We start from the raw sequence: 12,908 nt of genomic DNA, 5'->3' as shown, positions 1-12,908 counted from the left end.
TCCGATGGGTGGTTTCCGACCCCCTGCCCGGGTAGCGGACTGGGCCGCGGTGAGATGATGTGGCCGCCATGGACGTGCCCCTCGCGCGCGCGAGCGCCGATCTGCGACTGCTGCGGGCTGCGGTCTTCACCGCGGCCTGCGTCGCGCTGTCCGCTGCGGGGCACGTGTTCGCCGCCGGGGCGGGCGTCCCGCTGTGGGCGTTCGGCGCGGCCGCCGCCCTCGTCTTCGTGCTCGTCCTGCCGCTGGCCGGGCGGGAGCGTTCGCCGCTGGGCCTCGTCGCCGCCCTGGCCGTGGGTCAGCTGGCGTTGCACACGCTGTTCGCCGGGGCACAGAGCCACGCGGCGACCGGGTCAGCCGGGTCAGCCGCGACGGCAGCGGCGTCCGGGGACGGCTCGGCACCGGGCGGCGGCGGTGTTGGTGGCGGTCTGGCCGTGCTCGCTCAGACACTGCTGTGCGGCGGCTCCGGGACGCGGCTGAGCGCCGCGCAGGCCCGCCAGGTCGTGGCCGACGCCGGACTCGGCGGCGCGGCGGGGGCGGCCGGGCCGGTTCCGGACGCGGGCGGCGCCGCCGCGACCGGCCACGCCGCGCATGCCGCGTCCGGCACGCTGGACACGGTGCTCGGCAGCCTGACGGCCTGGCCCATGCTGCTCGGTCACCTGACCGCCGCCGTGCTCGCCGGGTGGCTGCTGCGCTGCGGTGACGCCGCGCTGTGGCGGCTGGTGCGCCCGGTGGTATCCGTCGCCGACGGGCTGCTGCGCGCGCTGGGCGCGGCGCTGGCCTGCCTGCGGCTGCTGGCGGGCGAGCGGGCGGCGGGGTGCGCTCCGGGCACCGGGGGGCGTCACGACGACGAGGACGGGCCGCCCGAGGGGCGGGCGTTGCGGCACAGCGTGATCCGGCGGGGGCCTCCGGACTCCGTGCCCGCGTTCGCGCTCGCCGCCTGACGCGCCTCACCCGCTGCCCGCCCGGTTACCGCACCGGCACCGCGCCAGCCCGCCACCGCGTGGCACCGCCCGGCCCCGTCGGCCGCCCGTGGCCCGCGCCCGCGCTGCGCCTGCCCGTGCGACCGCTCCGGCCGTGCGACCCTCCCGGTTCTGCGGACTCTTCGACCCGCCGGGCGGACGTGCGACCGGGTTTCTTCCGGGCATCGACACCAGGTGAGACGGCCGGTGGTCTGGGCGTGGCGTACCCCCGCACCCCGTACCCGTGACCTGCCCCGATGCACCAGGAGTGTTTCGTCCCATGACCACCGTTTCGCGGCGTATCGCCGCTGCCGCCTGCCTGAGCGCCGCCGCCGTCTTCGCCGCCGCCGCACCCGCCCTCGCCCACGTCACCGTCGATCCCGGTTCCGCGCCGGGCGGCGGTTACGCGACGATCAACTTCAAGGTGCCCAACGAGCGCGACGACGCCTCCACGGTGAAGCTGGAGATCACCCTGCCGACCGACCACCCGCTGGCCTCGGCGCAGCCCGAGCCGGTGCCCGGCTGGGAGGTGAAGGTGGAAGAGGGCAAGCTGGACCAGCCGATCGAGATGCACGGCAAGCAGATCGACGAGGCGCCCGCCAAGATCACCTGGACGGCGGGGGACGAGGGGATCGCGCCCGGCACGTTCCAGCGCTTCCCGGTCTCCGTCGGGCGGCTCCCGGCAGACGCCGACCGCCTGGTCTTCAAGGCCGTGCAGACCTACGACAGTTCCGAGGTCGTGCGCTGGATCGAGGTCCCGGAGGAGGGCGGCGAGGAGCCCAAGCACCCGGCCCCGCTGCTGGAGCTGACCGAGGGCGAGGACCACGGCCACGGTGCCGGTGCCACCGCCGCCGATGCCGCCACCGACGGCGCCGCCGGCGAGGACGCCGGGAACGCCGGGGAAGAAGCCGACCCGGCCGCCGACACCACGGCCGCCGACGGTGACACCACGGACACCACGGCCCGGGTGCTCGCCGTCATCGGCATCGTCGCCGGTATCGCGGGCGTCGGCTACGGCGTGGTCGCCGGGCGCCGCCGTTCCGCCTGACGGCGCTCCCGCCCCGCCGGGTCGGGGCGGCGCCGCCGTCAGCGCTCGCGGGTCTGGCGCCCCGTACGCCGGACCCGCGAGCCCCCCGGAACCGCCCGCACCGCCCCGGCCCGCCACCGGGCAAGCCGAGACACCGAACACGTCCCAAGCACCACGAGGAACCCCATGCACCCCACGCCCACCACCCGGCGCGCCCGCCGCGCCCGCCGCGCCGGGCCGGTTCTGGCCCTGGCCGCCGTGCTCGCCGCCGGCGCCACCGGCTGCGGCGGCTCTGAGGGCGAGGCGCCCGTCGCCGAGGTCTCCGGCGCCGAGGCCCCGGCCGAGGCCACCGTCCTGGACACGCCCTTCCCCAAGCCCGACCTCGTCCTGACCGACACCGAGGGCGAGCCGTACGAGTTCGTCGCGGAGACCAAGGGCAAGCCGACGCTCGTCTACTTCGGCTACACCAACTGCCCGGACGTGTGCCCGACGACCATGAGCAACATCGCCTACGGCGAGTCCCAGCTGAGCGAGGCCGAACAGGAGGAACTGCGCGTCGTCTTCGTCACCACCGACCCCGAGCGGGACACCCCGGAGTCACTGGGCGAGTGGCTGAACGGCGCCGCCCCCGGCGCGACCGGCCTGACCGGGGACTTCGACACCATCCAGGCCGGAGCCCGCACCCTGGGCATCAGCATCGAGCCGCCGGTGAAGAAGGAGGACGGCGAGATCGAGTCCATGCACGGCTCGCAGGTGCTGTTCTTCTCGCCCAAGGACGACAAGGCGCACGTCCTGTACACCGAGGACACCACCGCCGAGACCTACGCGCAGGACCTGCCGAAGCTGGTGAACGGAGAGCTGCCGTGACCGCACGCACCACCACACCCTCGCGGCGCCTGACGCTGGCCGCCGCGCTCGCGCTGACCGGCACGCTCGCGCTGAGCGCCTGCGGCGGCCAGGACCCACGGCTGGCCGCCGTCGAGGGCACCGCCTACATGCCGGAACCGGTGACGCAGAAGATGGCCGCCGGGTTCTTCACCCTCACCAACGAGGGGGACGAGGCGGACACGCTCACCTCCGTCACCAGCGAACTGTCCGACGACGTCCAGCTGCACGAGACCGCCGACAACACCATGCGGCGCGTGGAGTCGTTCGAGATCCCCGCGGATGGTGAGCTGACGCTCAGCAGCGGCGGCAACCACCTGATGTTCATGGGCCTGGACCGCACGCCGAGCGCGGGCGACACGGTCACGCTGAAGCTCCACTTCGAGAAGTCCGAACCCCTCACGCTGGACGTCCCGGTCAAGCCGAAGACCTACCGGCCCGCAGGAGACGACGACGGACACGACGGCCACGGGGCACACGGGTGACGGAGGCGGCCGGGCGGGTGCCGTGGGCCGTGGAGCGGGCGCGCGGGGAGGCGAGGCAGGTGCCACGGGCCGTGGCGCGGGTGCTCCTGGCCCTCGTGGTGGCCGCGATGGCGCTGGCCGGTGTCCTCGCCGACGCCCGGCCCGCCGCCGCGCACGCCTCGCTCACCGGCACCACCCCGGCCGAGGGCTCCGTAGTGGACCGGGCGCCGCAGGAGGTGACGCTCACCTTCTCCGAGTCGGTCGGCCTCTCCGGCGCCGACGCCATCCGCGTCCTGGACCCGGGCGGCGACCGGGTGGACGACGGCGCGCCCGCCGAGACGGCGCCCCGCACCTACGCCGTGCCGCTGACCCCGGGCCTCCCGGACGGCACCTACACCGTGGCGTGGCAGGCCGTCTCGGCGGACAGCCACCCCATCGCCGGTGCGTTCACCTTCTCCATCGGCGCGCCGTCGCAGACGCGTGTGTCCCTCGCGGACGAGGCGGGCAACGCGGGCGGCGGCCCGGTCGGCTTCGCCTACGACCTCGGGCGCTACGCCGGGTACGGCGGGTTCGTGCTGCTGGTGGGCGGCGCCGCGTTCGTCCTGGCCTGCTGGCGGGGCGGCGCCTCGGTGGAACCCGTGCGCCGCGTCGTCGTCACCGGCTGGGTGACGCTGACCGGCTCCACGCTGGTGCTGCTGTTGCTGCGGCACCCCTACGTCACCGGCGGCTCCTTCGCCGACGCCCTCGACCTCGGCGGGCTCGGCGCGGTGGTCGCCTCCCGCACCGGCACCGCCCTCGTGTGCCGGCTGCTGCTGCTCGCCATCGCCGCGCTGTTCGTCGCCGTCCTGTTCGGCGCGTTCACCCAGCCGGGGGAACAGCATGACCGGCGGGACGTGCTGCTCGGGCTCGCGGTGGGCGGCGGCCTCGTCGCGACCGCGCTGGCGGCCACCTGGGCGCTGTCCGAACACGCCTCCACCGGCCTCCAGACCGGGGTCGCCATCCCGGTGGACGTGGTGCACCTGCTCGCCGTCGCCGCCTGGCTCGGCGGGCTCGCGACCCTGGCCGCCGTGCTGCGCCACGGCCCGCCCGTACCGCGCGGCGCGCTCACGCGGTTCTCGCGGGTGGCGCTGGGCAGCGTGCTGGTGCTGGTGGGGACGGGGGTCTACCAGTCCTGGCGGCAGGTCGGCTCGTTCTCCGCGCTGACGTCCACGGGTTACGGGCGGCTGCTGATCGCCAAGGTGCTGCTCGTAGCCGTCCTGGTGGGGATCGCCTCGGCGTCCCGCCGCTGGGTGGGGCGGGTAGCGGACGCGGGGGACCGGGGAGCCGGGACCCCGGAGGCCGACACCGACGCACCCGAGGGCGTCGGGGCCGTGCTCCCTGCCGAAGCCGGCACCGCCCCCGTTACCGATGCCGCCCCCGCTACCGACGCCGCTCCCACCGGCACCGACACCGCCGCGCCGGAGGGCGTCAGCCCGGAGCGGGCCGCGCAGCTGGCGCGGCAGCGGGCCGCGATGGCGACCGCGCGGCGGCGGCGCGCCCAGGAGGCGGACGTGCCACGGTCGGCGCTGCGCCGGTCGGTGCTCACCGAGGCCGGGGTGGCCGTCGTCCTGCTCGCCGTCACCACGGCGCTGACCGGGACCGAACCCGCCCGCACCGAGGCCGCGACCGCCGCCGCACCGGCCGGGTCCGTCACGCTCACCGTGCCGTTCGACACCCGGGGTCCCGGCGGGCAGGGCACGGCCGATATCCAGGTGGACCCGGGCCGCTCCGGCGAGAACACCGTGCACATCTACACCGACGTGGACACCGAGGAGATCGGCGTGGCGTTCACCCTGCCCGCGCGCGACCTGGGACCGATATCCGTCACCCCGGAGCCCGCCGACGGCACCGGACGGCACTGGACCGCCACCGGGGTGCAGTTGCCACTGCCCGGCGAGTGGGAGATCGACCTCACCGTGCGCACCTCTGACATCGACCAGGTGACCGAGCAGCGCACGTTCACCCTCAACTAGCCCCGAACCCCCGCCCACCGAGCCCGAGCCCCGAGCCCCGAGCCCCCGGAAGCCAGTCATGAACGACCACCCCACCCCCGCCAGCGTCTCCCGCCGCCGCCTGCTGGGCACCGCCACAGCGGCGGGCGCGGCCTCGCTCGCCGTGGGCGGCACGGGCGGCGCGCTCGGTTACGCCGCCGTGCGGCCGGAGCCGCCCGCGCCGCTGTCCGGCGTCGGCGAGCGGAGTTACGCCTTCCACGGCGAGCGCCAGCCCGGGATCGTCCAGCCCGTCCAGGCGCACGGGCACCTGCTCGCGTTCGACCTGGTGCCGGGGGCGGGGCGCAAGGAGGCGGCGGGGTTGCTGCGCCGCTGGTCGCGCACGGCCGCCGCGCTCATGGCGGGCCGCCCGCCCGGTGAGCACGCCACCGGCAGCGCGCTGGACGCCGGTCCGGCGGCGCTGACGGTCACTTTCGGCTTCGGCGCGAGCTTCTTCGACCGCACCGGGCTCGCCGGCCAGCGTCCCGCAGCGCTCGCCCCGCTGCCGGAGTTCTCCGCCGACGCGCTGGACCGGGGTCGCTCGGAGGGCGACCTGTGGGTGCAGGTCGGCTGCGACGACGCGCTCGTCGCCTTCGACGCGGTGCGCGTGCTGACACGCGACGCGGCGGAGACAGCCCGGGTGCGCTGGCAGATGTCCGGCTTCAACCGCACCCCGGGCGCCACGGCCGAGCCCCGCTCGCAGCGCAACCTGATGGGCCAGATCGACGGGACGAACAACCCCCGGCCGGACGACGCCGACTTCGCGCGGCACGTCTTCGTCCCGGCCTCCGGTGCCGAGGTGCCGTCGGACGGGCGGCACCCGGCGTGGATGGCGGGCGGCTCCTACGCCGTCGTCCGCCGTATCCGCATGCTGCTGGACGACTGGGACGCCCTCTCCCGCGCGCGGCGGGAGGAGGTGATCGGCCGCCGCGTGTCCGACGGGGCGCCGCTGTCCGGCGGCACGGAGACGACTCCGGTCGATCTTCAGGCGCGCACTTCGGGTGGTGAGCTGGCCATCGCCGCCGACGCCCACGTGCGCGTCTCCGCCCCGGAGTCCAACGGCGGCGCGACCATGCTGCGCCGCTCGTACTCGTACCACGACGCCCCGGACGACGCGGGCCTGCTGTTCGTCGCCTGGCAGGCCGACCCCCTGCGCGCCTTCGTCCCGGTGCAGCGCAAGCTCGACCGGGGCGACGCGCTGTCGGGGTTCATCCGCCACGAGGCCAGCGCGCTGTTCGCCGTCCCGGCGGGTGCGCCGGAGGGCGCCTACGTCGGCCAGCCCCTCCTGGAGTCCTGACGCCCGGCGGTTCCCCGGCCCGCCCAGCCGGGGAACCAGCACCCGGACAGCCGGGTCCGCCCGCCGCCGGGCGGCTACTGTGAGCCGTATGTCACCTGCCAGCCGTTACACCTACCTGGGTCCCGAAGGCACCTTCACGGAGGCCGCCCTGCGCACGCTCCCGGAAGCGGCCACCCGGGAACTCGTGCCGATGGTCTCGGTCGCCGCCGCGCTGGACGCCGTGCGCGTCGGCGAGGCGGCGGGCGCGCTGGTGCCGATCGAGAACTCCGTGGAGGGCGGCGTCACCGCGACGCTGGACGAGCTGGCGTCCGGCGAACCGCTGATGATCTACCGCGAGGTGCTGCTGCCGATCGCGTTCGCGCTGCTGGTCCGCCCGGGCACGCCGCTGGACCAGGTCAAGACGGTGACGGGCCACCCCGTGGCGCAGCCGCAGGTGCGCAAGTGGCTGGCGCGCGAGCTGCCGGAGGCTCAGTGGGAGTCGGCGGCGTCGAACGCGGACGGAGCCCGGCTGGTGCAGGAAGGCCGCTACGACGCCGCGTTCGCCGGGGAGTTCGCGGCCCCGCGGTACGGCCTGGACGTGCGGGTGCGCGATATCCACGACGCGGAGAACGCGGTGACGCGCTTCGTGCTGGTGGGCCGCCCGGCCCGGCCCCCGGCGCCGACGGGTGCCGACAAGACGTCCGTGGTGATGTGGCTGCGCGAGGACCACCCGGGTGCGCTGCTGGAGCTGTTGCAGGAGTACGCCTCGCGTGGCGTGAGCATGATGCGTATCGAGTCGCGCCCCACGGGCGAGGGCATCGGCCGGTACTGCTTCTCGGTGGACTGCGAGGGCCACCTTCAGGACCGCCGTATCGCGGACGTGCTGATGGGGCTGAAGCGCGCGTGCCAGCAGGTGCGGTTCCTCGGCTCCTATCCCCGCGCGGACGAGGTGCGGCCGACGCTGCTGCGGCCGGGCACGGCGGACGAGGATTTCACGGCGGCCACCGACTGGGTGCTGCGCTGCCTGGACGGACGGGGCTGAGCGGTCCGGCGGCGGCGCGCGACGCTTGCGGAGGGGCGCGGGGCGCTGCCGAGCGGGCGCGGACTCCTGGGCGGGCGCGGGTGCACCCCGGGCGGGCGGAGGCCCGGGAGCGGGCGCGGGGCGGTCTCCACCGCCCGGTGCGAAAGTTATCCACAGCTTGCCCGGGCGGCCTGTGTATAAGTCGACACGGCCGTCGGTACGCCGCCGCCCGCGAGGGCGCGCACCTTACGGCACCGTCAACTCTGGGCGTCTTCGAACCACCCCGACGTGGGCAGCATCACATTCAATCCGCTCATTCGAGTCGACACCTGAGGTTTGCCCAGCGAAATGACCGAATTGCCCCCACCTTTTTCTCTGCCACGCCGCTGACCAGGGCATTTCCACAACCACATCCGCAACCCTGTGGATATTTCCAAGAACCCGGCGTGAGCTGTGGATAAAGCGTGGCGACGTGCTCACGAGCCAACACCCGCCCCCACCGGCCAGGAACGGCATAACCTGGCAAAGCAATCAAATAGGGCAAAGAGGGTATTCAGTGGCGAAGTCTGCGTGAGGGCCGTCGCCAGGCACCGGTAGCCTGGGAGGGTGATTGACCTTCGCCTGCTTCGTGAGGACCCCGACCGTGTGCGCGCCTCCCAGCGCGCCCGAGGAGAGGACGTCGCGGTCGTCGACTCCCTCCTCGCCGCCGACGAGCGCCGCCGGTCCTCCAGCGTCCGCTTCGACGAGCTGCGCTCCGAACAGAAGCAGCTCGGCAAGCTCATCCCCAAGGCGAGCGGCGAGGAGAAGGCGGAGCTGCTGAAGAAGGCCGGGGAGCTGTCGGCCGCCGTCAAGGCCGCCGACGCCGCGCAGGACGAGGCCGCCGCCGAGGCGCAGCGCCTGCTGCTCCAGCTCGGCAACCTGGTACACCCGGACGTGCCCGTGGGCGGCGAGGACGACTTCACCGTGCGCGAGACGCTCGGCACCGTACGGGACTTCGCCGCCGAGGGCTTCGCACCCCAGGACCACCTCCAGCTCGGCCAGGCGCTCGGCGCCATCGACGTCGAGCGCGGCGCCAAGGTGTCCGGCTCGCGCTTCTACTACCTCACCGGCGTCGGCGCCCTGCTGGAGCTGGCCCTGGTGAACGCGGCCATCGCCCAGGCGACGGCGGCGGGCTTCACGCCGATGCTCACCCCCGCGCTGGTCAAGCCGCGCGCGATGGAGGGCACCGGCTTCCTGGGCCAGGCCGCCGAGGACGTCTACCACCTGGAGAAGGACGACTACTACCTGGTCGGCACCTCCGAGGTCCCGCTCGCCGCGTACCACATGGACGAGATCATCGAGGCGGACAAGCTGCCGCTGCGCTACGCGGGCTTCTCGCCCTGCTTCCGGCGCGAGGCCGGGTCCTACGGCAAGGACACCCGGGGCATCTTCCGCGTCCACCAGTTCGACAAGGTGGAGATGTTCTGCTTCGTCGCGCCGGAGGAGGCCGAGGCCGAGCACGCGCGGCTGCTGGAGTGGGAGAAGCAGTGGCTGACGTCGCTGGAGCTGCCGTTCCGCGTCATCGACGTCGCCAGCGGTGACCTGGGCGCGTCCGCCTCGCGCAAGTTCGACTGCGAGGCGTGGATTCCCACCCAGGGCAAGTACCGCGAGCTGACCTCGGCTTCCAACTGCGACGCGTTCCAGGCCCGCCGCCTGGCCGTGCGGGCCCGCGACGGCAAGCAGGTGCGTCCGCTGGCCACCCTCAACGGCACCCTGTGCGCCGTGCCGCGCACCATCGTCGCGCTGCTGGAGAACCACCAGCAGGCCGACGGCTCGGTGCGGGTGCCCCAGGTGCTGCGGCCCTATCTCGGCGGCCGTGAGCTGCTGGAGCCGGTCGCCTCGTGAGCGAACGCACCGCGAGCGGTGGCGGCTTCCCTTACGGGCTGGTCGCCACCGACCTGGACGGCACACTGCTGCGCGACGACGAGACAGTCTCGCCGCGCACCCGGGACGCGCTCGCCGCGGCCACCGAGGCGGGCGCGGCCCACCTGGTCGTCACCGGCCGCCCCGTCTCCTCCACCCGGCCCGTGCTGGACGCGCTGGGATATCGCGGCCTCGCGGTGTGCGGGCAGGGCGGGCAGGTCTACCACGCGGGCGAGCACCGCCTGCTGACGTCCGTCACGCTCGACCGGCGGCTCGCGGAACTGGCGGTCGAGCGGATCGAGCAGGAGACGGGCCCCCTGGCGCTGGCCGCCGCCCGGGACGGACTGGAGGGCGACATCCTCGTCGGCCCCGGGTACGTGATGCGCGGCGCCCTGCCCGTGCGGCAGTTCACCGACCGCGCCGAGCTGTGGGCGGCGCCGCTGGGCAAGCTGTACCTCCAGCACCCGCGGCTCCCGGACGACACGCTGGCCAAGGCGGCCCGCGCGGCGGCCGGTGCGCTGGTGGACGTCGTGGTGGCGGGGCACGGCATCGTGGAGCTGCTGCCCACCGGGCTGACGAAGGCCACCGGGCTGTCGCTCGCCGCCCGCCGACTGGGCGTCAAGCGAGCCGAGACGCTGACGTTCGGTGACATGCCCAACGACGCCCCGATGTTCGCCTGGGCGGGGTACGGCGTCGCCATGGCGGGCGCGCACCCCGAACTCCTGGCCGTGGCCGACGAGGTGACCGCGTCCAACAACGCGGACGGCGTCGCCGTCGTCCTGGAACGCCTGCTGGGCTGACCACCCGGAACGCCCGCCGTACGGTCAGCCCCGGTACTCCTCCAGCAGGCGCAGCCACACCTCGCTCATGGTGGGGAACGCGGGGACGGCGTGCCAGAGCCGTTCGATCAGCACCTCACCGGCGACGGCGACGGTCGCGGCGTGCAGCAGCTCGCTGACGCCCGGCCCCACCAACGCGGCGCCGACAACGACCTGCCGGTCCTCATCCACCACCAGGCGGGCCCGGCCCCGGTAGTCGTCACCGTGCAGCGCGGCACCGGCGACCTGGCCGAGGTCCACGTCCACCGCCCGCGCCCGCAGGCCGCGCACCTGTGCCTGCGCGTGCGTCAGCCCCACGGCGGCGGCCTCCGGGTGGCTGAAGACGACCTGCGGGACGGCGGCGGCGTCGGCGGTGGCCGCGTGCGCGCCCCAGCGGTCGGTCTCCAGCAGCGGCACCCCGGCGGCCCGGGCGGCGATCGCGGCCCCGGCGACGCGCGCCTGGTACTTGCCCTGGTGCGTCAGCAGCGCCCGGTGGTTGACGTCGCCGACCGCGTACAGCCAGCCGTCCCTGACGCCGGTGACCCGGCACGAGTCGTCCACGTCCAGCCAGTCGCCGGGCGTGAGGCCCACCGTGTCCAAGCCCAGGTCCTCGGTGCGCGGCGCCCGGCCGGTGGCGAACAGCACCTCGTCCGCCTCCAGCGACGCGCCGTCGCCCAGGTGCAGCGTCACCGGCCCGTCCGGCCCCGCCCGGCGCACCTCGGCGGCCTCGGTGGACAGTCGCACCTGCACCCCGGCCTGGCGCAGCCCGTCCAGTACGTACTCCCCGACGAACGGCTCCATCCGCGCGAGCACCCGGTCACCGCGCACCAGCAGGGTGACGGCCGCGCCGAGCGCCTGCCAGGCCGTGGCCAGCTCGACGGCGACCGGGCCACCGCCCACCACCGCGAGCCGCCCCGGCACCTCCTTGGCGGCCGTACCCTGCCGGCTCGTCCACGGCTCCACCCCGTCCGGACCGCCCAGCCCCGGCAGCGGCGGCACCTTCGCCCGCGTCCCGGTGCAGACGGCCACGGCGTGCCGCGCGGTCAGCGTGCGGTGTCCCCCGTCGGCGGTGGTCACGGCGACCCGGCGCGGCCCGTCCAGCCTGCCGTGCCCGCGCACGAACTCCGCGCCCGTGGACTCCACCCAGCGCACCTGACCGGCGTCGTCCCAGTGCGAGGTGAACGCGTCCCGCCGCGCCAGCACCGCGTCCGCGTCGAGCCGCCCCCGCGCCGCCTCCCGCGCTCCGGGCACCGCCCGCGCCAGCGCCAGCGCCTCCGGGGGGCGCAGCAGCGCCTTGCTGGGCATGCACGCCCAGTACGAGCACTCGCCCCCGGCCAGCTCACTCTCGACCACCGCCACCGACAACCCCGCGGCCCGCGCCCGGTCCGCGACGTTCTCCCCGACGGGCCCGGCCCCGATCACCACCACATCAACGTCATCCATGCCCCCATCCTGCGCCCGCCCTCGCCCCGGAGACCGCACTACGCGCCGGACCGCAGCCACCCTCTCGGCCCTCGCGACCCGGCGCGCACCCCACCACCCTCCACAGCCGGACAGGTGGGCAGCCCCAAGCCGAACCGGTGGCCGGAGCCGGGGCGAGATCTCGCATGGCGAAAGTCCCCGGCGGCGCACCGCGCTCAGCCGGAGTCGGCACCCTGGGCCGGAGTCGGCACCCTAGGCCGAAGTCGGCACCCTCCCAGGGCGGTGGGGTGCGGCCAGCGACTGTGCCCCCGCCGGTACCGGAACCGCCGCGAAAAGCCGTGCTTGCTGTTCAGCCAGCGCTTCCTTCCGCTCCGGCGTCGTGCCCGGCAACCGCCGCTCCTCCTCCAGCGGTTGCGCCGCCCGCGCGGCGTCCTCGCTGGCCGGGGTGTGGAAGTGGATCGTGTACGGGTGGGCGTACATCGGGTCGCGCCACGTGGTGGTGATCCCCTGGTAGCTGGTGCGGTCCTTCCAGGTGTTGGCCCAGCGCTCGTTGGTGTGGCCCCACGCGCTGAGCATGCCGGTGGCGACCTCGACGCCCTGGGTGTAGTCCGCGTCCTCCCACACCAGCGTGTAGCGGACGGAGTCGTGCACGTCGGCCAGCGCCTGGTAGACCGTCTGGTCCGGGTTCTCCCGCAGCGCGGTGGCGACCGTGCGCTTGAGCGCGTCCTCGGACTTCAGCCGGTGCGCGAAGCCGACGACCTCCGCGCCGCTCCAGGAGGCGACGGTGCGGATCGTCGGGCTGATGGACCGTTCCGCCGTGCGCGCGGTGTCCGCGAACTCCTCGACAACGGCGTTGTCGAAGGCGGTCAGGCGCAGGTCGCCCTGCTGCCAGCCGCCGCCGGGGTCCGGAGCGGTGTCCGGGGGCGCGGCGGCCGCTTCGCGTTCCTCCTGGGCGGTGATGACGCCGCCCGGCGGGCCGACCGGCAGGGGTTTGCGCGGCGCCGTGCCGACAGCGGCGGTACCGGGGGCGGTCGCGGCCCGGGCGGCGGCCGGAGCGGCGGTCAGGGCGGCGGCGGCCGGGGCGGCGGTCAGGGCGGCGGCGGCCGG

General features: G+C 75.1%; 11 protein-coding genes. 9 read left to right on the top strand and 2 right to left on the bottom strand.

Annotation, left to right across the window (positions count from 1 at the left end; all coding sequences use genetic code 11):
- Window positions 1-68: 68 nt before the first annotated feature.
- From JJV70_RS18775 to JJV70_RS18735, 9 genes are all read left to right on the top strand, one after another.
- A complete protein-coding gene (locus tag JJV70_RS18775; RefSeq protein ID WP_219049187.1) occupies window positions 69-941 on the top strand; it encodes a hypothetical protein in 873 nt (290 codons plus the stop codon).
- Between the two features lie 298 nt (window positions 942-1,239).
- Entirely contained in the window at window positions 1,240-2,007 is a 768-nt protein-coding gene (locus JJV70_RS18770; RefSeq protein WP_219049186.1) for a YcnI family protein, read from the top strand.
- 165 nt (window positions 2,008-2,172) lie between these two features.
- Window positions 2,173-2,853, top strand: coding sequence for an SCO family protein (locus tag JJV70_RS18765; protein ID WP_219049185.1), 681 nt, complete (start codon window positions 2,173-2,175; stop codon window positions 2,851-2,853).
- Window positions 2,850-3,356 (top strand): copper chaperone PCu(A)C, encoded by a 507-nt coding sequence (locus JJV70_RS18760; RefSeq protein WP_219049184.1) that lies wholly within the window; start codon window positions 2,850-2,852, stop codon window positions 3,354-3,356. The genes JJV70_RS18765 and JJV70_RS18760 overlap by 4 nt, the downstream gene beginning before the upstream one ends.
- 107 nt (window positions 3,357-3,463) lie before the next feature.
- Window positions 3,464-5,347, top strand: coding sequence for a copper resistance protein CopC (locus JJV70_RS18755; RefSeq protein WP_219049211.1), 1,884 nt, complete (start codon window positions 3,464-3,466; stop codon window positions 5,345-5,347).
- Window positions 5,348-5,405: 58 nt separating this feature from the next.
- A complete protein-coding gene (efeB, locus tag JJV70_RS18750) occupies window positions 5,406-6,659 on the top strand; it encodes an iron uptake transporter deferrochelatase/peroxidase subunit (protein WP_219049183.1) in 1,254 nt (417 codons plus the stop codon).
- A gap of 88 nt (window positions 6,660-6,747) precedes the next feature.
- Window positions 6,748-7,680, top strand: a complete 933-nt coding sequence (pheA, locus tag JJV70_RS18745) for a prephenate dehydratase (protein WP_219049182.1) — start codon at window positions 6,748-6,750, stop codon at window positions 7,678-7,680.
- A gap of 585 nt (window positions 7,681-8,265) precedes the next feature.
- Complete coding sequence (gene serS / locus JJV70_RS18740; protein WP_219049181.1) at window positions 8,266-9,543, top strand: serine--tRNA ligase; 1,278 nt, start codon at window positions 8,266-8,268, stop codon at window positions 9,541-9,543.
- Complete coding sequence (locus JJV70_RS18735) at window positions 9,540-10,361, top strand: HAD family hydrolase (protein WP_219049180.1); 822 nt, start codon at window positions 9,540-9,542, stop codon at window positions 10,359-10,361. Before serS ends, JJV70_RS18735 begins: the two co-directional genes overlap by 4 nt.
- A gap of 24 nt (window positions 10,362-10,385) precedes the next feature.
- Here the strand turns inward: JJV70_RS18735 and JJV70_RS18730 are convergent, their stop codons facing one another.
- Both JJV70_RS18730 and JJV70_RS18725 read right to left on the bottom strand, forming a co-directional pair.
- Window positions 10,386-11,822: an NAD(P)/FAD-dependent oxidoreductase gene (locus JJV70_RS18730; protein ID WP_219049179.1), complete on the bottom strand. Its 1,437-nt coding sequence runs from the start codon at window positions 11,820-11,822 to the stop codon at window positions 10,386-10,388.
- A 231-nt stretch (window positions 11,823-12,053) separates the two neighbouring features.
- On the bottom strand, window positions 12,054-12,908 hold an 855-nt coding region (locus JJV70_RS18725; protein ID WP_219049178.1), incomplete at its 5' end, for an ATP nucleotide 3'-pyrophosphokinase.

The organism is Streptomyces sp. JJ66, from assembly GCF_019303495.1.
Lineage (GTDB): Bacteria > Actinomycetota > Actinomycetes > Streptomycetales > Streptomycetaceae > Streptomyces.
The sequence above is the reverse complement of the archived record's forward strand: the minus strand, read 5'-3'. Positions and strand labels throughout refer to the sequence as shown.